The organism is Paenibacillus sp. NPDC101420 (assembly GCF_050277435.1).
Classification (GTDB): Bacteria; Bacillota; Bacilli; order Paenibacillales; family Paenibacillaceae; genus Paenibacillus_AQ.
This window is the reverse complement of the sequence record NZ_JBNNSE010000001.1, coordinates 1,727,441-1,749,407: the sequence shown is the minus strand read 5'-3', so window position 1 is coordinate 1,749,407 and position 21,967 is coordinate 1,727,441. Positions and strand designations below refer to the sequence as shown.

The 21,967-nt window shown below is 41.8% G+C and carries 13 protein-coding genes and 1 pseudogene; 8 read left to right on the top strand and 6 right to left on the bottom strand.

The window, feature by feature from the left end; genetic code table 11:
• Positions 1 to 12: 12 nt before the first annotated feature.
• Together ACQKMP_RS07555 and sigK (ACQKMP_RS07550) are read left to right on the top strand one after the other, a co-directional pair.
• Positions 13 to 5,622: an S-layer homology domain-containing protein gene (locus tag ACQKMP_RS07555; protein WP_427469102.1), complete on the top strand. Its 5,610-nt coding sequence runs from the start codon at positions 13 to 15 to the stop codon at positions 5,620 to 5,622.
• A gap of 137 nt (positions 5,623 to 5,759) precedes the next feature.
• Entirely contained in the window at positions 5,760 to 6,290 is a 531-nt protein-coding gene (sigK, locus tag ACQKMP_RS07550; protein ID WP_427469101.1) for an RNA polymerase sporulation sigma factor SigK, read from the top strand.
• Between the two features lie 367 nt (positions 6,291 to 6,657).
• Here sigK (ACQKMP_RS07550) and ACQKMP_RS07545 read toward each other — a convergent pair whose 3' ends face one another.
• The 5 genes from ACQKMP_RS07545 to ACQKMP_RS07525 form a co-directional block, all read right to left on the bottom strand.
• Positions 6,658 to 8,223, bottom strand: a complete 1,566-nt coding sequence (locus ACQKMP_RS07545) for a histidine kinase N-terminal 7TM domain-containing protein (protein WP_427469100.1) — start codon at positions 8,221 to 8,223, stop codon at positions 6,658 to 6,660.
• 409 nt (positions 8,224 to 8,632) lie between these two features.
• On the bottom strand, positions 8,633 to 9,622 hold the full coding sequence (locus ACQKMP_RS07540) for a glycoside hydrolase family 43 protein (RefSeq protein WP_427469099.1): 990 nt from the start codon (positions 9,620 to 9,622) through the stop codon (positions 8,633 to 8,635).
• A gap of 29 nt (positions 9,623 to 9,651) precedes the next feature.
• Positions 9,652 to 10,485, bottom strand: a complete 834-nt coding sequence (locus tag ACQKMP_RS07535) for a carbohydrate ABC transporter permease (RefSeq protein ID WP_042193441.1) — start codon at positions 10,483 to 10,485, stop codon at positions 9,652 to 9,654.
• Between the two features lie 16 nt (positions 10,486 to 10,501).
• Positions 10,502 to 11,398 carry a carbohydrate ABC transporter permease gene (locus tag ACQKMP_RS07530; RefSeq protein WP_379422857.1) on the bottom strand — a complete coding sequence of 299 codons (897 nt, stop codon included), beginning with the start codon at positions 11,396 to 11,398 and terminating at the stop codon, positions 10,502 to 10,504.
• Positions 11,399 to 11,483: 85 nt separating this feature from the next.
• A complete protein-coding gene (locus tag ACQKMP_RS07525) occupies positions 11,484 to 12,821 on the bottom strand; it encodes an ABC transporter substrate-binding protein (RefSeq protein WP_042185834.1) in 1,338 nt (445 codons plus the stop codon).
• 263 nt (positions 12,822 to 13,084) lie between these two features.
• Between ACQKMP_RS07525 and ACQKMP_RS07520 the strand changes: the two genes are divergently transcribed.
• Positions 13,085 to 14,149, top strand: a complete 1,065-nt coding sequence (locus tag ACQKMP_RS07520) for a GntR family transcriptional regulator (RefSeq protein ID WP_076125373.1) — start codon at positions 13,085 to 13,087, stop codon at positions 14,147 to 14,149.
• Between the two features lie 789 nt (positions 14,150 to 14,938).
• Here ACQKMP_RS07520 and ACQKMP_RS07515 read toward each other — a convergent pair.
• Positions 14,939 to 18,097: an amidase family protein gene (locus tag ACQKMP_RS07515; protein WP_427469098.1), complete on the bottom strand. Its 3,159-nt coding sequence runs from the start codon at positions 18,095 to 18,097 to the stop codon at positions 14,939 to 14,941.
• Between the two features lie 214 nt (positions 18,098 to 18,311).
• Here ACQKMP_RS07515 and ACQKMP_RS07510 point away from each other — a divergent pair, with 214 nt between their 5' ends.
• The 5 genes and pseudogenes from ACQKMP_RS07510 (at position 18,312) to sigK (ACQKMP_RS07490) (ending at position 21,252) form a co-directional block, all read left to right on the top strand.
• On the top strand, positions 18,312 to 18,563 hold the full coding sequence (locus ACQKMP_RS07510) for a hypothetical protein (RefSeq protein ID WP_427469097.1): 252 nt from the start codon (positions 18,312 to 18,314) through the stop codon (positions 18,561 to 18,563).
• Between the two features lie 27 nt (positions 18,564 to 18,590).
• The gene (locus tag ACQKMP_RS07505; RefSeq protein WP_379422850.1) at positions 18,591 to 18,800 is read left to right on the top strand and encodes a hypothetical protein; all 210 of its coding nucleotides are present in this window, start codon (positions 18,591 to 18,593) and stop codon (positions 18,798 to 18,800) included.
• Positions 18,801 to 18,876: 76 nt separating this feature from the next.
• A pseudogene (sigK, locus tag ACQKMP_RS07500) lies at positions 18,877 to 19,387 on the top strand (RNA polymerase sporulation sigma factor SigK); the annotation flags it as partial.
• A gap of 206 nt (positions 19,388 to 19,593) precedes the next feature.
• Positions 19,594 to 20,682 carry a serine hydrolase domain-containing protein gene (locus tag ACQKMP_RS07495; protein WP_427469096.1) on the top strand — a complete coding sequence of 363 codons (1,089 nt, stop codon included), beginning with the start codon at positions 19,594 to 19,596 and terminating at the stop codon, positions 20,680 to 20,682.
• Positions 20,683 to 20,700: 18 nt separating this feature from the next.
• A complete protein-coding gene (gene sigK / locus ACQKMP_RS07490; RefSeq protein WP_427469223.1) occupies positions 20,701 to 21,252 on the top strand; it encodes an RNA polymerase sporulation sigma factor SigK in 552 nt (183 codons plus the stop codon).
• Positions 21,253 to 21,967 lie beyond the last annotated feature (715 nt).

The following is a 21,967-nucleotide window of genomic DNA, read 5'->3' as shown; positions in this document are numbered from 1 at the left end:
GGAGGTTTTTGAATGAGAGAAGTTAAAGACAGAAAACCTTGGATATCCAGATTGCTGATAGGGGTTATGGCACTTCAGCTTGTTGCTCCTAGTATCTCGGTTGCAGCTGAGCCAGGTCCTACAGTGGTAGAAGAAACTATTTCAAAAGCAAACATAAAATCGTCCGTTTCGGATGCAGTCTATCAAATTCAGAACCCAGGATTTGAAAACGGGGATATGTCTGGCTGGACGGTTGTTAAAGGTCAAGCGTTTGGTGAGAACAGCGTATCGGATGAGAACACATGGTGGGCAGAACAAATCCCATATAACCAAGAAGGCACTTATCATTTAAATGGCTGGAAGTATGACGAGGCTACTACAGGAGTGCTCCGGTCCAGCACTTTTGAGCTGGGAGGCAGCGGTTGGATCAGCTTTAAGCTTGGTGGTGCAAAAAATCCTGACAAGGTATACTTAAATATCGTGGAAGCGGATACAGGTCAAGTGATTGCCAGATATGGAAATAAGGCATTTACAGACGTAGGCTTTCCGAATCCCGCTCAGGGTATGCGGCTTGCCAATATGGAGCAGTACAAGGCGAATCTGTCCAATTATTTGGGGCACAAGCTTTATGTGGAGATAGTAGATAATGCGACCTCGGACTGGGGATTGATTTTTGCAGATGCATTCTTTATGTATTATGATTCCGAGCCTGCCGAAGGGATCATTGCCACTGATATCAAGCCGGATTTCAAGCGATATCAAATCGAGAATCCAAGCTTTGAAACAGGGGATTTGACCGGGTGGACCGTAGTGGAAGGTGAGGCGTTTGGACCAGACAGTGTATCAGACGAAAGCACCTGGTGGGCAGAACAAATTCCGTATAATCAGGAAGGCGTTTACCATCTAAACGGCTGGAAATACAACGAAGTGGCAACAGGAGTGCTTCGTTCCAGCACCTTTGAGTTAGGAGGTACTGGCTGGATAACCTTCAGAATAGGCGGAGGCAAGCATACAGATCAGGCATATGTCAGCATCATTGATGCGGATACAGGAAACTTAATTGCCAGATACGGCAACAGCGAATTTAATGATTCCGGGTTCCCAGATCCGGCACAGGGCTTGAGACTCGCGAATATGGAGCAGTATAAAGCTGACCTATCCAAGTATATCGGCAAGAAATTGTATGTAGAGATCGTCGACCATGCACAATCGGATTGGGGGGTGATATTTGCGGATGCCTTCAATACCTTTAATGAAATTGTACCGGAAGAAGGGGTTATGGCTGATAACATCATCCCAACCGAAATTGCCAATCACGGCTTTGAAACCGGAAATTTTGAGGGCTGGACGGTTGAGGGAGATGCATTTCAAGTGACAGATGAAGGTGGATCCGGCAAAGAAGGCAGCTACTATGCCAAGTCCAGCAAGGAAGGGGAGGGCTCATTAACTTCCAGTGCCTTCACACTTCAGGGGAATGGAACGATTACTTTCACCGTTGTAGATATCGTTCATCCGGAGGATGCCTATGTCGCGTTATATGATGCTACCACCAACGCCCAACTTGCAAAAACTGGGGCTGTCGGTTCCAATGAGAAGATTTCTTGGGAAATGCAAAAATATTATAATAAGAGGCTTTATATCAAGGTTGTCGATCAATCTGATCAGGCTAGTATCTCCGTTGATGCTTTTCAAGCAAATGGTACGGGTAACATTTTTCATATGAAATTTGATGAAGGCGCAGGAAAGAAGGCGCTTGAGGAAATGCAAAATGTTCAACATAATGTGAATTATGTGTTTAGCGACGCAAGGTATATGGCCTCCAAGGATCCTAGATGGACTCAGCGCGGTGTAAAAGGCGGCGCACTTCTGTTTGATGGATACTCGAATGATATTGAGGTCAATGCAAAGGATACGATTCCAGTAAGCGATGCGCTAACGATCGAAGCATGGGTTGCTCCGCGCAGCTATGAATGGGGAGACGGCAATAAGCTGTCTGCAATTGTGAATCAGTCTGATCAGGATAAGGCTGAAGGCTTCTCCCTTGGGATGTACCGGCACGGCACGTGGTCCATGCAGGTAGGGATTGGTGGCCAGTGGATTCAAGTATGGGTTAATGATCATCCGCTCGAGAAATACAAATGGAATTATATAGCTGCTACCTTCGACAAGAAGGATGGACAGATTAAATTGTACCTGAACGGTGAAGAAGTAGCTTCTCAGGCAACCCCCCTCAATGTTCCAATCACATCATCTACAGCAAGCCTGGTTATCGGAAAAAATAATAAACCTGTAGAGCTGGCAGGTCTGTTTTCTTACAATATGTTCAGTGGACTTATTGATGAAGTTAAACTGCAGAACAAAGCACTCACAGGTCAAGAAATTCTTACTGAATATGAGAGTGTAAAGACGCTTCACGGTGGCACAGTTCCGTTAATTCCAAATGAGGATATTGATGAGGACCCCAGTGTGTTTGACGGTGATCAGCATCGTCCGCAATATCATGCGATGCCTCCGCAAAACTGGATGAATGAGGCTCACGCACCGATTTATTATAACGGCCAATATCATTTATTTTATCAGCATAATCCGCAAGGCCCATACTGGCATCAAATTCATTGGGGGCATTGGGTGAGCGATGATATGGTGCATTGGGAAAATGTGAGACCTGCGCTTGCGCCAGAAGCGGGTACCCTTGATCCGGATGGCGCTTGGTCAGGCAGTGCAGCATATGATCGCAACGGAAACCCTGTTCTTTTCTATACCGCCGGTAACGATTCTTTGTCGCCGAATCAAAGAACGGGGCTGGCAACTCCGGCTGATTTGTCAGACCCTAACTTGAAAGAATGGAAAAAATATCCTGAACCTGTAACTGAGCAAAACGGAAACGGTATTCATAACGAGTTCAGGGACCCGTTTGTTTGGTATGACAAAGAAATAGACAAGTGGTATCAGCTAGTAACATCCGGTCTTAAAGACTTCAGCAGCGGTACAGCTTTGGTATATGTATCCGACGATATGTACAACTGGGAGTATAAAGGACCTTTATACGTCAGTGACAGAAGCTTTTACCCAGAGCTTGGCACGGTATGGGAACTGCCGGTACTCCTGCCGTTAGGCAAGGATAGTTTGGGCAAACAAAAGTATATCTTCATAATCAATCCACATGAAAAGCCAGAGCAAGTACCGCCGGCAAACGATGTACAAAGAGATGTTGAAGTTTTTTACTGGATTGGAACCTGGGACCGGGATAACTATAAATTTATACCTGATCAGGACGCACCTTCCAAAATGGATGTAGGCGACGGCTATTTAACTGCAGAGAGCGGTATGGTCACCCCCGACGGAAGAACGGTTGTTTATTCCATGGTGCAGAATGTAAGAACGCCTCAGGCTGAATATCAAGCTGGATGGGCTCATAATCTAGCACTGCCGATATCATTAAGTCTGGATGAGCATGATGAATTACGCATTGAGCCGATTCAAGAATTGCAGAGTTTACGAGGCACAAAATTAGTTGATTTTGTAGACAAAAATTTGCAGACTGCCAATCAATTGATCCAGAATATCAAAAGTGACATGATGGAGATTGTGATGGAAATTAATCCTGGTGAAGCCCAGAAATTCGGTCTTAAGGTGCGACGCTCCGATAACGGCCAGGAGGAAACGCTTATTTACTATGATAAGATGGACGGGACCTTCAATGTGGACCGGACTAAGAGCAGCATTGATCCGGATGTTCGCGTGGATGGCATCCAAGGCGGATATGTGGATCTGGACGGAGAGAACCTGAAGTTGCATATCTTCCTGGACCGTTCAGTGGTCGAAGCCTTTGCCAATAACAAGAAAAAACTGACCACACGTGTCTACGTAGGAAGATACGATTCCTTGGGGTTGCAGGTCTGGGCCGACAACAATATTACGGTCAAGTCGATGGAAGTATGGAATATGAATGCCTTGACGGGTGAACCGGCTGCTCCGGTCGATGTACCTGACAATTGGGATATCTCCGTGTATACCGATATTACGGAACTGACTAACCATGACTTTGCCACAGGCGATTTAACAGGCTGGACTGCAGAAGGAGACGCTTTCCAGGATGCTCATGTGACCGATGCCCAATTTTTCTGGGAAACGATCTACTTCAATCCGTCGCATAAAATTCCGGGTGGCTATCATTTGTGGGGCTTCAACGAGCAAGCTGGTGGTGATAGCTTAACTGGAACGCTGAAATCGCAGAATTTTGTTCTTGGCGGGAATGGAAAGATCAACTTCTTAGTCAGCGGAGGGCGTGATATCGATAAACTGTATGTTGCGCTGGTCCGGGCATCAGACGGAAAAGAACTATTTAAAGAAACTGCAACTAATTATGAGGAGTATCAACGGAAGATCTGGGATGCATCACAGTATATTGGTCAGGAGCTTTATATCAAGGTGGTTGACCAATCTACAGGAGGCTTCGGACATATTAATGTTGATGATTTTAATGTGCCGGTTAAGATGCAGAATCCGACGAATCCCACTAGTCCAACCGATCCTCCGAGTCAGTCTGCGATTCCTGCAAGCAAACCGGATAGTCAGCGCAGCTTGTCATTCGAGTTGGCAAAGGGAGAATGGAAGGCACTCTTTCCGGTAAACTTGGCAGCAAATGACGGCAAGAATGCGCTAAAGGTTAAAAACACAGATGTGGAGATCGAAGTTCCCGCAGAGATATTGAAGGAATTACAAGCGCTGGTTATGGGCAGCGAGCTTGAACAAGCGAAAATATCTTTTGAACTGGAAGCTTTATCTGTAGAGCAAAGCAAAGAACTGCTTGAACGAACTGGACGAAAAAATCACGCAAACATTTCTGCAACCGGAAAAATCTACGGCTTCAAATTATCTATTGTAAAGGCCGATGGAACGGTGTTATCGCTTGAAAAATTCTCCAAACCCGTCACCATCAAGATGAATGTAAAGGAGAATTCTCGCCAGGATCTGACTGGCATTTATTACATCGCGGATGACGGCAGCTTGAAGTATGTCGGTGGAACCTTTTCAGGTGATAAATGGACGGCAAATGTGAGCCATTCTAGTAATTTTTCCGTTCTTACCTATGACAAATCGTTCGAAGATGTTAATTCATCTTACTGGGCCAATGAAGTAATTAAAAAGATGGCTGCGAAGCAAATTATTTTAGGTGTAAGTGAGACGGCATTTGCACCGAAGAAAAATGTGAGCAGAGCTGAATTCTCTTCCTTGATCACTAGTGCACTGGGAATAAAAGCATCGAATTCAGCTACATTCAAGGATGTGGGATCCACGAAGTGGTACGCTTCTTCCATCGCTGCAGCATTCGAAGCGGGAATTGTTTCCGGAAGAAGTATAGATACTTTTGCGCCGGAGGAAACCATAAGCCGTGAAGAAATGGCGGCCATGATTTACAAAGCGTATCTGTTTCATACAGGACAGAACGCTGCAGTTAACCGCATGAGTAATTTTAAGGATGCCGATACGATCAGCGTCTGGGCTGCAAATGCAGTCGCTGCTGTACAGGAGCTTGGCCTAATCAGCGGCCGTGGGAACCAATTGTTCATGCCGCATGAAAATGTAAATCGTGCAGAAAGTGCTCAAGTCATCTCGCTATTGCTTGATAAAGTCAAATAAATAACTGCTAAAGGAAAGCCGGGGGAGTAAGTTGATGTCAGCCTTCGCCATGACTCCGGCTTTCTTTGTTGTATTATCAACATACATTTTTATTTTTCTCAATCGCCTTTGATGTCACCAAAAAACTCTTTAACTAAATGACATCGTGTTGTGTCCACAACCTCAAAAAATTCGATAATACTGGGGAAGACATGGAGGATCTGATCTCCATCGGCACGATCGGCCTGATTAAAGCCATCGAGAGCTATCGTCCAAACAAAGGCACAAAGCTGGCCACTTTTGCTGCTCGTTGTATTGAAAACGAAATCCTGATGCACCTTAGATCTTTGAGGAAAACACGTAAGGATGTTTCCCTCCACGATCCGATTGGGACAGACAAGGAAGGTAACGAGATTACATTGATCGATATCCTTGGCTCGGAAGCGGATGATGTGATCAAGGAAGTGGATCTGAAGACTGAGAAGAGCAAGATTTATCGTAATCTTGATATTCTGGATGACCGAGAGAAAGAAGTTGTGGTGGGTAGGTTTGGGCTGGATACAGGTGGAGAAGAGAGGACGCAGCGGGAGATTGCCAAGGAGTTGGGGATCTCGCGGAGTTATGTTTCGCGGATAGAGAAGAGGGCGCTCATGAAGTTGTATCATGAGTTTTATAAGGCGAAGCGGTAGGACTGATGACAATTACACAGTAATAATCCATTAATAATAAAACTTGAAAAGCGACTTGTCTAAGGATGAGTCGTTTTTTGTGTAGATAAGGTTCACCCTACTTATGATACGGTTCACCGTAACATCTATAGAGCGAAATACAGGTAATTCTCATACCTATACCGTTTACAATTCCTCTTTCTGTAAATTGCCTAATAGCATCACTAGCATATGATCCTTCAATATCAGAATAACTGACTGTTATATCCTGTTGAAACAGTCACTCATAAGTATATTTCTTCTTGATTGATAGGCATTTTGCTCTCAATCCACCAAGTTACTAAACTAAGCACGGCTCCGATGTACGCCTCTATTTTAATTTGCTGTACTATTCCACATATTCGTACTTTTCATTAAAAACCCGCACTTGATTTCGACCAGCTCTTTTGGCAGCATAAAGTGCTTCATCAGCTTTATGAAGAAGTTGATGGATTGTTTCCTCCACAGCTCCTGTCGTTACGGATACCCCAAAACTAGAGGTGATCGTTACCAATTTTTCATTTTCAACTAGAGGCTTCTGTTCAATGCAAAATCTAAGGTAATTAGCGAAGTTTTCCCCTTCCGCTAGTGTATAACCAGGTAAAGCGAGTACAAATTCTTCACCACCATATCTAGCAAATAGTATATGTTCTCCCATCTCAGCCTTACATATTTGAGCCACATGTACTAGCATTTGATCTCCGGTTTGATGCCCATAAGTGTCGTTCACTTTTTTGAAAAAATCAATATCAAATAGAATAATCACAAAGGATGATAATTCACCCTTTGCTTTCATTAAGCTTTGCTCACTTTTCTGGAAAAAGGCACGACGATTGTATATTTGTGTAAGATCATCATAATAGGCTTGATGCTCTAACTTTTGTTGTAATGTATGTAGCTCTGTTATATCCGTAAATATAATTAGTAAGCCAGGGTTATTATTAGATTGTTGAAGCATAGAAATACGTAGCTGATATATATAATTACCTTGATGAATCGTAACATTCAATTTATCTGAGATCGAATCTAATTGAACAGGGAATGATTGATCCGTTAGCATATACCAAACTTGATCAAATGGCTGCCCTAACGTTGATCGATCCAATTCACTAAACATACTTTTACAAGCTTGATTATATTCGATTAATTGATAGGTATCATTAAGCACAATGACACCATCGTTCATACTATTAAAGATCGTTTCCTTCGCAATTGGCATTATTGATAACATTCGAGAGGAGGTAATAGACCAAAGGTACAAAACAGAAGAAAACCAAATAACCATGGGTACAGGATCGATACCATCGGGTGTCACTCCTATGAATAATAAAAATGCAGTCATTATTGGAAGCAGTTGACCGCAGATGAGGGCAAATAATTGAGATCGATATACACTAACGGTTTCCTTCCAGCGTGAAAGCAGCAATAAGAGCGCAGCTAACATACAACAGAAAATGTAAATATTATGTACGGCAAACCATGCCCCATACTCAATCTCACTATATGGAGCCCCAAGCACCGAATGGATATCATATATTCTATAGTAAAAATGATGGGATTCATTAGTTACATTGATGAGAAAAGTAATACAAGGCATTGTAAGTAGCACGATTATTCTTTTTCTCGTTATTTTATAACCCAAATATTGCATGACAAACATTAATCCTAACGGAGGGAAAAATGGCATCCCTGCATACTGTACAATATTCCAAAATCTAAGCTGTTCTAACGAAGTCGATGTTAAGCTAAAGGCATAACCAAAGCAATAAATCATTGAAGTTAATGTATTCCACATGAACAAATTAGCGATATTTGTATAATAATGTCTCCTCCAATAAGTAAAGACAAGTATAGACAAATTCAGAACAGCCGAAGTACAAACTAATGTTATATATGCTGCTAGCTTCGAATCCAATAGGTATACCCACTTTCATACAATACATATATTTACGTTAACACGATTAATATAAGATGTTGATTTGTTCCTTGAACCATTTACAGGATTCCGTCCACATCACTATTATGTCTGTACTACCCACATCGTATTGATTATTGCTTCATGAAATAGATTGTTTTTAACTTAGCATGACACTCATGACAGTAGCAACACATTTAGCCAATCAGTAATGTTGTACTAACTATTTCGTCTATACCGATCACCAAATAGTTAGTACAACATTACGTAATTCATCACTTCTATTGCATTGCAAACAAGTACCCATCGATTGGATGGGTACTTGTTTTTATTTCTAATTATAAAGGCTTCCCCATGTACGACATAAGTCAACTAAATCCATTTAGAATTTTGTAAGGCGCTTGCAGATCTATTCGTATTGTACAGAACGTGCAAGTGCCGCAACAGAGCCGCGAAAATCAGGTCTGCCGTCATCCGTCCACAACAGCTCCGCTACAAATGTATGGCGATTCGGATCGTATAGCGGATCTCCTACAATATGCTTATACGTTCTTGCGTGGAACACAAACAGCGTCTTCTCGCCAGTCTCTGACACCGTGAAACTATTATGACCAGGACCATACATCGAGATGCTCTCATCAGTCGTGAGAACCGGTACTTTCGACTTGCGCCATGAGGCAGCATCGAGCAAATCCGAGTCCGCATCGGCTTCAAGCAAGCCCATGCAATAATTGAAATCAGTAGCGCTAGCAGAGTAAGTGAGGAATACCCGATTATCTTTGCGAACAAATGCCGCGCCTTCGTTCACTTTATACCCGATGATCTCCCAGTCATATTCGGGCATCGTAATCATCGTTTGCGCCCCAATCAACGTCCACGGATTGCTCATTTTAGATATGTAGAGATTAGAGTTGCCTTCGATTTCCGGATCCTTTTGTGCCCATACGAAATAGAGGCTACCATTGTGCTCAAAGGTAGTGGCATCGAGGGAGAAGCTTTCCCACGCGGTACGAACCTGTCCTCTTTCCGTCCAGCTGCCTTCGAGCGGATTTGTATTTTCATTCTCCAGTACATACATCCGATGGTCGAACAAGCCTTCTGTCGTTTCCGACGTATGCGCGGCAGCGAAATATACGTACCATTTTCCATCAATAAAATGCAGCTCTGGCGCCCAAATATTGGCACTAAGAATGCCAGTCTCTCTCTTTCTCCAGATCACTACAGGAGCTGATGTAATAAGCCCTTCAAGGTCCTGTGCCCTACGGATTTCAATCCGATTATACTCTGGAACCGAGGCAACGAAATAATAATAACCATCTGAATGTCGGCATATAAAAGGATCAGCTCGTTGCTCGATCAATGGTTTAATGACGCGTAACTCCTCTTGTTGGACTCCCATCTTATCACCTATTTCATAAGTAATAGATACTAACCTTTAACAGCACCCGCAGTCATACCATCAATGAAATATTTCTGGAAAGCGATAAACAATATGAAGATTGGAATGATGGAGAAGAAGGAGCCCACGATCAGAAGGTCATAGTTATTCCCATAAGGAGTTAACAATGTTTTTAAACCGATTGGCAGTGTATATTTATTTTGATCTCCCAACACCATGAATGGCCACAATAGATTATTCCAGCTATTCATACCATTCAGAATGGCCATTGCCGCAAAGGAAGGCTTCATAATCGGCATAATCACTCTGAAATATATCGCATATTCGTTTGCTCCATCAACTCGCCCAGATTGAATAATTTCTTTTGGTATGCTTCTGAGATATTGCCTAAAGAAGAATATCGTCCCGGCATTAGCTATACCCGGCAGAATGATTGCCGAATAGCTATTCACCATTTGCAAATCATTTATTAAGCTGTACAAAGGAACCAGCAATATTTCAAATGGCACCATCATAATGAGCAACACACATATAAAGAGGAAGTTCTTACCTTTGAAATCATACGCTGCAAAACCATATGCAACAAAAGCGCTTACAAACAGTGTCAAAGCAACCTGAATGATTGTTAACGTCATACTGTTCCAAAACCATACAAAATAATCATGTTGTCCAGTAAATAAATAGATAAAATTATCAAAACTCATTATTTCAAAATTCAAACTTAAGTTAAGACCATATCTTATTAAAGCTTCACCTGGTTTAAAGGAAGAGAGGGCCACTGCATAGAATGGAACCATAATTATAACGAATAGTATAATAAAGGTACTAATTATGACTATTCTAGCAATTAAGTTGTTCTTCATCTGACTAGTGTCCATTTTAATCCTCCTCCTTTTTGAACATTCCACTAAATTTCAACTGCGTTAAATTGATAATCATAGCAATGACTAATAGAACGATACCAACTGCTGCAGCGTAACCGAGCTTATTCTTCTCAATTCCTTGTCTATACAAATATCCCACTATAGTTAGGCCAATATTTTTCGGTGAATTGTTACCGTTAAACATCATTAAGCTCTCGGTAAACATTGCCAAACCTGCATAAACACTAATTGTCGTAACATATATCGTGGTCGGCTTCAATAATGGCATTGTAATCGATCTGAACTTCTGCCAAGCAGATGCCCCGTCAATTGAAGCAGCCTCATAATAATCATTGTCAATGTTTTTCAAACCAGATAGATAGTACAGCATATTAACACCTGTCCATCGCCAACATGCAAGAATTAATAGTGCAGCCATACTCCAATCTGCATCTTTCAAGAATTTAGTAGGCTCTACACCAAATAGACCTAGAAAACTGTTCATTAATGAACCATCCATTTCGCCGAATGTTAGGCGAAAAATAGTACCCGCCACTGCGACAGATGTCAATGCAGGAAGAAAGAACGAAGATTTAAAAAACTCCCTCCCCAGCATTAACTTACTGTTTATCATAACTGCAAATAACATTGGGAAAGGGATTAACAGCACTAAGGTTCCTAGCATGTATACAACGCTATTTTTAATAGCCATCAAAAACACTTTATCTGTGAATAACTTCGAATAATTCGCTTCACCAACCCATTTTGGATCCTGTCCCAACATCCTATCTTGAAAACTCATTACGAATGAATTTACAAGTGGATAAGACCAGAATATCAAGAATATGATTATGAATGGCAACACAAATACATAAGGTGCAACCTTTTGAGAGTATACAAATTTCTTTATCATAATCCCACTCTCCCTTGACTATGACTAAACCTGCCGAGCACCATTCTTGCCGACAGGCTTAATCATAACCAGTTACTTATTATTTTTATTTCAATTCTTGTTCAATTGCTGCCTGTGCTTCATCGAGAGCTTCCTTCACGTCTTGGCCATCTTCAAAGATCGCATTCAGAGTAACCGTATTGAGCACATTGCCGATCGTCGGTGAAGCTTTTACGGATTTGATAGCTCTAATTTCGTCTTTGATTTCATTCAAAGTATCAAATGCATTTGTTTTAAAATACTGGACGTATTCGTTATCAGGGTTTTTCGTTACAGCCTCATCTTTCCATACTTCCATATTGATTGGGTCAAATCCAAGTGTATTCCAAATTTCAGTAGTAGCTTCTTTCGAAAGCTTAGCAAAAGCTACAAACTCTTTTGCCAACTGAACGTCTTTACCAGTCTTAGTAACAACTGTGCCAGTACCGCCTAAGCCAACGGAACGAGGATTACCTTCTTCGAATACAGGCAATGGAGCAATTGCATACTTACCTTTAAGGTCCTTCATTTCGTTTACAAAGCGGGACATGTACCACTCAGGCATCAATGCGCTTGCGTAGTTGCCTTTGTTGTATTCGCCTTTTGCTTCTTCTGTGTCGGGTTGTCCGCCTGGGATCGTATGAATAACATTATTCTTCTGCAGGTCAACTAACATTTCAAACGCTTTAATCATCTCAGGGGAGTTAACTTTTGGATTGCCATTTTCATCTGTAAAATCAGCGTTTTGCTGAGCAAGTAACAGCGAGGCTTGCCACGTAGCGGATGTATCAGCAGTACCTAAGTACTTACCAGTCTTTTCATAAACCTTGATACCTGCTTGATTGTAATCTTCCCAAGTTTTGATCATCTTGTAGTCAACACCTGCTTGTTCGAGAATTTCCGTGTTGTAGAAAGCAAGCGTAGCACCTACGTGATAATCAAAGCCATAAACCTGGTCAGCTTTGGAGTAAATATCGACACGTGAGGGAACGACAACGTCTTTGTATGGTGCAAATACATCATTCAAAGACTCCAGTGGAACGTTGTCCCCTTCCAAGAATTTAGGGAACTGACCAAGCTCGATATCCGCAATATCAGGAGCACCTTTTCCACTTGTAACTGCCAATAAGAGCTTGTTGTGCATATCATCGTAAGGCATAACCGTTACATTCAACTTAATCTGTTTGTCTGGATTCTGTTGGTTCCATAACCCCAGCATTTTATCCAAATGCTTGCCATGCAAATCTACGAATGTCCAAAATGACATTTCTGTTGCATTCTCACCGGCATCAGCGCCTAACTGCTGTGTTTCCGTTGATGAACTGGAAGACTTACTACATGCCGACAAAACTAGTGACATCATAAGGATTGTAACGATGGAGATTAATGTAATGCGTTTTTTCATTTGTTCGTCATCCTCTCTTTTTTTGTTACTCATTTGAGATGCTGGGTGACTGGTCACTTCTGTTAATTTAAGCGGTTTTAATACGTCTCGTTACCAACCTTCTTAACATGATTCTAACCTTTCAATGAAAAGACACCTTCGTAATAAATTTCCTAATTCTGTATTGTAAGCGCTTTATAAATTGCATTATAATATATACGTAATATATTTTATATAACCAATTGATTATAAAAATCATTAAATTTTAAGGGAGATGTACTTATTTGAAAAAGCTGGTGCTCTACAAGCAAATTCAAGAAGATATTGTACAGAAAATTAAATCTGGGCAGCTTCGGCCAACGGACCGCGTCCCTTCTGAACAAGAATTAATGGACGAATTCAAAGTAAGTAAAATAACCGTCAAAAACGCCTTAACCCAGCTAGCTGACGAAGGATTAATTATACGCGTACAAGGCAAAGGCACATTCGTCTCTTCTAGTCTTGATGTTTCTAGCATTGATTCTCCATTATCTCCACACAGCGCGTCGTCCTTGCCGCTCATCGGCTTCATTATTCCGACGATGGTAACCCGTGTCATTCAGAAGCTCGTCGACTACACGGAACAATTCCTGTCTGAAGCTGGCCTTAGCATGGTACTAAGCATCACGCGAGAGTCCTCCTCTATCGAATCGAACGCCATTCGTACACTAACGGGGCTCGGTGTGAAGGGACTGATCGTTTTTCCAACAGAAGATGAGAAGTACAACGAATCACTACTGCGTCTGTCGCTCGATAAATTCCCATGTGTGTTCATCGACCGCTACCTGCGCAACATTGAGACATACACGATTACATCAGACAATTACGGCGGTGCGTATAAGGCTGTCTCACATTTGCTATCCAAGGGTCATCATCAGATTGCGCTCATCTCACCTGAGAATGCCAATACAGCCATCGAGGATCGCACGCTCGGCTTCGAGAAGGCGTACACAGATCGAGGTATATCAATCGACAAGAGCTTGTGGTGTCACATCCCTCTCGACATTCTACGCGGTAAGCAAGCATTGGACTATGTAAGCGACTTCTTGCAGGGGCATAGTGGAATTTCGGCAGCTTTCTCCTTAACCGAAGAAACCGCACGCCTTACATCGGCCGCTATCAGCCGTCTCAACAATCACTCAAATATCGATTTGCTATCTTTCGATAATCCACATCTTTCATTCGTAGCTTATGTACAGCAGGATGAACAGGAAATGGCACGTACAGCCGTAAAGCTGTTACTTGAACAAATAGAGAATATATATTCACCTAAGAATGCCGTCATTCCCGTGCAGCTCATCTTCCCCTAACTATTTCATTGGACTTTATCGACACTCTAGGAGCACCTTCAGTAGAAGTTGTCTTCTTTTGCGTTCCAGCGCATAGAGTATAACAATATATCATAAAGGTGCTAGCGGCCAAAACGGGAGATTCGCTCCACTTTGTTACGAAAACCGCTGATTCATACGGATGAAACCGATCTTCGGGTCGGGGAGTGAGTGTCAAGGAAACTCAGAGCATGATGATCATGAAGGAATATTCAAATGTCTCCAGGAACTCAATGAGGAAATAAATATGAAAATGTTTATATGAGCAAATAATTTTCTAGGCGCTGGATGGAGTAAGATCGAGTAGGGATGACATGCCGAGTGTACCGACTTGTACATCGACCGAGCCCCCACCATAGTAGATTGTAAGATATTCATACTGATTTGAGACCATATTTTATTCACGTTTTGTAGCCAACTATTTGTAGAATCTTTATAGTGATTATCGCCGCTGTAGCTTGCAGTAATAGTGTGATTACCAACCGTAAGATCTGACGCCTCATAGACCGCTAGTCCCCTAGCATACAGTCCCTAACTCTACTTTTCCGCCATAAAAAGTGATAGTCCCGCTAGGAACAAACGACTTACAGAGGGAACTTCTGCTATAAACGAGACCGTCTTTCCATAATCCAAAAAAAGTCTTTTCGTTCTACTTGTGGTACGGTTCATCGCACTATCTGTAACGGCAAGTTATAAGGCCATCCCTTTCGGGATGGCCCTTTCTGTAAACGTGGTTACTCGAGTACTCTGTCATTTTTAATTGAATTTCTTTTAATTAATAGTTCCTAGTAATCTGGAAACAATTGCTGCAAACTCTGCTCTAGTAATATCTTTTTCAGGCTTAAATGTACTGTCTGCGTATCCTGTAATAATATTATTGGATGCGAGTGCATCAATGGAATCATAATACCATGCATTTCTTGTAACATCTTTGAATGATGTGTTTCCAGTACCTGTTAGCTTAAAAGCTCGAGTGATTAGTGCGGCTAATTCACCACGACTAATCTTCTCATCTGGACGGAATCTTCCGTCACTATATCCGTTCATCAAGCCTGATCCAGCAGCTGCACCAATAAACTTATTCGCCCAATGAGTTGGAGATACATCTATAAAGTTACTTTCTTGTCCTTCAAGGCCCATGTAAGTTGCAATTACTTTAATTGCTTCGGCACGAGTCAAACCTGAATTTGGGCGGAATGTTCCATCGGAATACCCCGTCAATAATCCCTTAGCAATTAGTGCGTCAATGCTTGTTTTTGCCCAATGATTCATTGTATCTACAAAACTAACAACTTTCGGTTTATCTGCTGGTGTTATTGTTTCTGCAGGTGACGGTGTTTCTATAGGCGTTGTTATTGCTGGAGGTGTCACCGTACCTCCTCCAGTATTTGGATGGGTTGGTCCATTATCTGTGTTTGGATCAGGATTAGTAGAGTTTGAAACGTATTGAAGTGTTGGAGCAAATGTTGTAAGTAGTCTAGCTTGACTTTGTTGCTCAAGAGCGTAGCTCATGCCTAAAACTTTTGCATCGTCCCATGCTCTACCAACCAGTTGCATAGAGATAGAATATCCGCTGTCATTCGTTCCTACAGGAACAACTACCGTAGGTAGACCCATAGTAGAGGTTAATACGCCTGTGTTACGGTCTGAACTTAATTGAGAAGCTGCTGCGTCATTGTTATATACGTCGCTAATAAAACCTGCATAAACAACAGCATCAACACCATTCGCGTCCATCCAGCTTTTAATAACTTCCTTATAGTCGGTTCTATACTTAATGTAATCTTGTACAGCTTGTTCAGTCATACGAGTTGGAGTACTATATCCTCTTTGATTATAGATAAGCACCTTATCTGAAGCTAGTACACTTGCTCCATCAATATAAGGGAAGTCCTTATGAAGCTCAATATAACGTGCCCAACCTTCAGTAGATCCATTAATACCTGAAGGACGACTAGGGCCTGATGGTACAGCTGACATTTCAACCATTGTCGCACCCGCTGCTTGAAGCTCTGAGAACTTATCCATCACTGCCTGTCCAGTATCATCATCAGCATATGCAGATACAAAGGATGCAGGAATGTATCCAATTTTCTTTCCTTTCAATGCATTAACATCCAGAGATTCTTTCCAATCCACTGGACGCTTATGATCTGCATCAGCAGTGACCGTGAAAATATCCTGTGGGTCCGTACCCGTTGTAGCATTCAATATAATAGCTAGGTCAGTTACTGTTTTAGCAATGGGACCTGCATAATCTTGTCCCCAAGTGAGTGGCAGTACACCTGTAGTACTTGCCATACCGTCTGTACCCCGGAAGCTTTTTAAGCTAGCGCCTGTAGTTGGTGCATAGAGAGATACCCCTGTTTGCGATCCCATTGCTGCTGCTGCAAAATCAGCTGCAACAGATACTGCAGACCCGCCGCTTGAGCCAAAAGATGTTTTCGATGGATAGAGTGCATTCCATGTTTGCTGCCAGCCGCTTTCACTAAAGCTTCCGCTGTTAGCAAACTCAGAAGTGTTTACTTTACCAATAATTATAGCTCCAGCTTCCCGCAGTTTTTTCACTTGGAATGCATCAGAATCAGGCTGCCAGCCTTCAAGAGCTTTACTGCCACCGGTAGTAGGCATGTCCTTTGTATCATAAATATCTTTTATCGCAATTGGAATACCCAATAAATCACCTTTTACACCTTGTGCACGGGCATCGTCAGCAGCTTTTGCTTGGTTAAGCGCAGTTTCAGATACATGCAGGAATGCATGGAATCCCAATTGTCCCTCATCGTATACCTTGATTCTATCTAAATAGGCTTGAGTAATTTGTACAGAAGTAGTTTTGCCAGTAATCATATCCTGCTGCATTTCTGCAATTGATTTATTCTTAACATCATACGGCGATGAAGTTACTAATTCTTTAGGTGCAGGAGCATTTGGAATAACCAGATGATCTCCAGTATCAAGTCCCTCTATAGCAGATATATCCCAGTTGCTAATTGACCGAATTTGTGCGTTTGTTAATCCTGTTACATCCAGCAGACTATTAAGTCCATCTAGCATAGCAACCAGATTTTTCAACCCTTCTTCACCAGCTTCTCCAACTTGTACATAATTTACTAGGGATTTCGATTCTCCCGGCCCAATATTTAGTGAATTAATGAACCCATAGAAATTCGCTTCATTTCCATACTCAGCTAAGGGTATTGTGAATGGATCCTGTTGCTGATTACCTAGACCGGTTAATCCATTATCAAACGGCTTTGGAGATCCCACTGCAACGCCTAGCGGCTTATTGTTTTTGGCGCTACTATCTACAACAATCCATGAATCATCTGTAGTTACCTTTAGATCGCCTGAATAGGTTGCCTTAACTACTGAAGCATTTGTTGTTGTACCATATCCTAAAGAGCCACCGAATGATACATCAACTTTTATTGCCACATCATTTTTATTAGTGAAAGTATCAAAGAATCTCGTTCGATTATGAATAGTATCCACATACACCTCACGTGTTACAGTTACATTTCCTAGATTTACAGATTGAGCCGAAGTAAACTTATTAACGCCGTCATATTTCAAGTCAAACCCACGCATCATTTGACCATTCATCAGCGGAGCTGAAGGCGAGGACACTTTAACAAAGATATTGCCGAAACCTTGTACTTGTGTAGCACCAACTGTACGTAAACTTCCTGTGTCTAAGCTAGGAGCAAAAACATCGTGAATCTCCCATACTGTGCCACTTTCTGAAGTAACTCTAGTTAAAGCGTCAGCTGTTTGGAACGGAATTACACTCGTAGCAATAACAGATAACACAATTGAAGTAGCTATAAATTGCTTTTTACTCCAATTTTTTTTTGCAGGTGAATATTCAGATCGGGTGGAACCAGAATGCTCTCTTTTAGTTGCACGTAGACGTTTGAACTTATTCATGTGCGTAATCTCCTTTTCCTGTATGTATTTTATTATTTAATGTTAGGAAATATAACACTAGTATTTGTTTCAGTCAATGAATATTATGAATTTAATATATTTTGAGTTTGTAAAAAGGAAAAAACTGCTCTTTTAATTATTTTATGTGATGTATATGTAAACTATTATTTTAAATAGATAACGTTATATGTTAGGTTTTAGGGGCCTTAGGATATTGAGTATCATCATCCGGCTGCATCATCAAAAACCTTTAATTTCACGAAATCAAAAAGAAGAGGAACAGCTAATAATTAACGGAGAATATTATGTTTTTCATTTCATGAAAGTGGAAGATTTCTATATGGGAGAATGGCATAAAGCAGAATCACTGATGATTCCAGATGCACGAGTCCGCAAGATCAATAATGGACATCCTGAAAAGAGTAAAGTATCTGCTGGGAAAGAAGCCATAAGAATATCCAGGTAGTATATCTGGAATAAGTGGGATTTCATTGTGGAAACCACTTTAGCGGGTGGTAACGTTATAAGGCAGATGAGGGATGCAAAGGAACAAGGCTTTGAAATTATTGTGTTTTATGTGGGACTAGCTGATGTTCGGCTAAATATTGAATGTATTGCTCTACGTGTGAAAAACGGTGGCTATCATATTGAAACCGAGGATATTGCTAGACGCAATTTAACAAGTATGAATAATCTCACTTAGAGTTGATTGATCAATTAATTGTTATTGATAATAGTAAAGCTGTAATTGGTTTATTTTTTTGACATCACATCGTGTCCATAACCTCAAAAAAATCAATAATACTGGAGAAGACGTGGAGGATCTGATCTCCATCGGCACCATCGGCCTGATTAAAGCCATCGAGAGCTATCGCCCGAACAAAGGCACAAAACTGGCCACTTTTGCTGCCCGTTGTATTGAAAATGAAATTTTGATGCATCTAAGATCTTTGAAGAAGACTCGTAAAGATGTATCTCTGCACGATCCGATTGGGGCGGACAAGGAAGGGAATGAGATCACATTGATCGATATCCTTGGCTCCGAGGCTGATGATGTCATTAAAGAGGTCGATCTGAAGATTGAGAAGAGTAAGATTTATCGTAACCTTGATATTCTGGATGACCGGGAGAAGGAAGTTGTCGTTGGGCGGTTTGGATTGGATACGGGGGGGAAGAGCGGACGCAGCGGAGATTGCTAAGGAACTGGGGATCTCGCGGAGTTATGTTTCGCGGATAGAGAAGCGAGCGCTGATGAAGCTTTATCATGAGTTTTATAAGGCTAAGCGGTAAGGGAATAGGAACTGTATCTTCAGCGTGTAGTCCAGAAATATCTACCAAATCGCCCTGCAAGCTTATGCTTGCGAGGCGATTTTTTTTACATAATTGGAACGTGAATTCTAGCATTACGTACGGTATATTAAGGTGAAAGTTGATGGGAACTCGATAGCAGATTGCTTATTAAAAGCAGAAATCAATGTATTTAGGGGGGGATTCTTTTGTCAAATTATTTTAAATTCGTTGCTATCTTCGGTTTAGTTTTTGTACTGGTTTCCTGTTCAGACAACAGTGTCAACAGTATTAATGATACGCTGCCGCAAGCGAATGAAATAGTCCACAAGGATGCCTTTGAAGAAAAGCTTGATCAGTATATGTCCAAGAACTATTCGGGATCTGTGCTTCTCGTCAAAGATAACAAGGTTATAATTTCCAAGGGATACAATATGGCGGACTATAATAATAACCTACCTAATGGACGAGATACTATCCATCAAATCGGTTCGCTTACTAAAGCATTTACCGCTGCAGCTATCTTACAGCTTCAAGAGGCCGGTAAGCTGAGTGTCGACGACCCCGTAAATACATATATTAAGGATTACCCTAATGATAGAGTCACACTTTACCACTTGTTGACCCACACATCCGGGATCCCCAATTATACCAATTCCCCGGATTTTCTAAAATCAATAAACATTAAAATTAGCGTTGACGATCTAATTGCCAAATTCAAAGACAAGTCACTAGAGTTTGAACCGGGCAGCCGATATTCTTACAGTAACTCCGGGTATGTGCTGCTAGGTGCCGTGATTGAGCAAGTTAGCGGACAGTCGTATGGCGACTATCTGAATGAGCATATTTTTACACCTCTCGATATGAAAAGATCAGGTTATTTAACAAAAGACAACAACCATACAGATATTGCTGTTGGGTATTCACTTATTACTCCCGACATCTCTGAGATAGCCCGGCCTATCGATATGACCGTCCCTTATTCAGCTGGCGGTATATATTCCACCGTACAAGATCTTTATAAATGGCTTCTAGGGCTCGAGAACGGGACAATCATCAGTGATGCATCATGGGAAGCGATGCGCAAACCGAATCTGGATGAATACGCATTGGGATGGGGGATACCCGATCTAATGGGGATGGTGTACGCACATAATGGGGCTATCAATGGTTTCTCTTCTGAGATTTGGAGAGATATGTCTCAGGGGACAGCGGTCATTCTGCTCAGTAATGCAGAGGGAATCAATCTTGGGGATATGAGAGATGTGCTGTTACGCATGCTTGATTCGGAGGAATAGGCCTTACAGTTTGATGATATAGCGAGGAATAAGCAATTATTTTTGACATCATATCGTGTCCATAACCTCAAAAAATTCGATAATACTGGAGAAGACATGGAGGATCAGATCTCCATCGGCACCATCGGCCTGATTAAAGCCATCGAGAGCTATCGCCCGAACAAAGGCACAAAACTGGCCACTTTTGCTGCCCGTTGTATTGAAAATGAAATTTTGATGCACCTACGTTCGCTCAAGAAAACACGTAAAGACGTATCCCTTCACGATCCAATTGGGACAGACAGGGAAGGTAATGAAATTACACTCATCGATATCCTTGGCTCCGAGGCTGATGATGTCATTAAAGAAGTAGATCTGAAGATCGAAAAGAGTAAGATTTATCGTAACCTTGATATTCTGGATGACCGGGAGAAGGAAGTTGTCGTTGGGCGGTTTGGATTGGATACGGGGGGGAGAGCGGACGCAGCGGAGATTGCTAAGGAACTGGGGATCTCGCGGAGTTATGTTTCGAGAATAGAAAAAAGGGCGCTGATGAAGCTGTATTATGAGTTTTATAAGGCGAAGCAGTAGAATTTAGAGGGTAATTTTGAAAATTAATAAAGATTCACTATAGAGTGTTTTAAAAGCAACTTGCCAACAAGGGAGTTGCTTTTTTGTTAATTCAAGTAGTTGGGATAAATGAACATAAAAACATATTCTGAAAATTATCTTTTTAGCTGCTGAGGGCGGGGGGCGAACCCGTACGGTACTCACGTACCGCAAGATTTTAAGTTCTGCGCTTCTACCTACTGCAATTCACCGTGATCCCGATCAGTTTGGCGGTCGGATCAGCCTCCTTTGCCTTCCGGTGGTAGATGCCGGAACGCAGAACGATAAGCTGCCCGGGTAACACCATGTAGGTTCGCTCCTCCATCGCAATGGCATACATAGAGCAGCTCGAAATCGTACGGCCTCCTTCCCGGGAACAAGCGAGGTGCGACCCTCTGGAACTGCGCATAATGGAGGGAGTCCACTCCTGGAAGGAGACTCGCTTGCGGACCGGTGTTGGAGAGGGGGGGGTTCATAGCGGGACAGCTCCCTTACATAGAATTAGACAGAATAACGGAATCGTGCAAAAAGTAACTTTCTTAGCTAAATAAAACTATCCATCATTCTTATATAATAAAGGTAACAAGGTATCATAACTGGATAAAAGTTATTCTGTATTAATCCGGTATAATACAAATGTAGTAGAAGGATATGCATGAAGAATGGTAAATCATCAATACCCAAGAAGACTAGACGC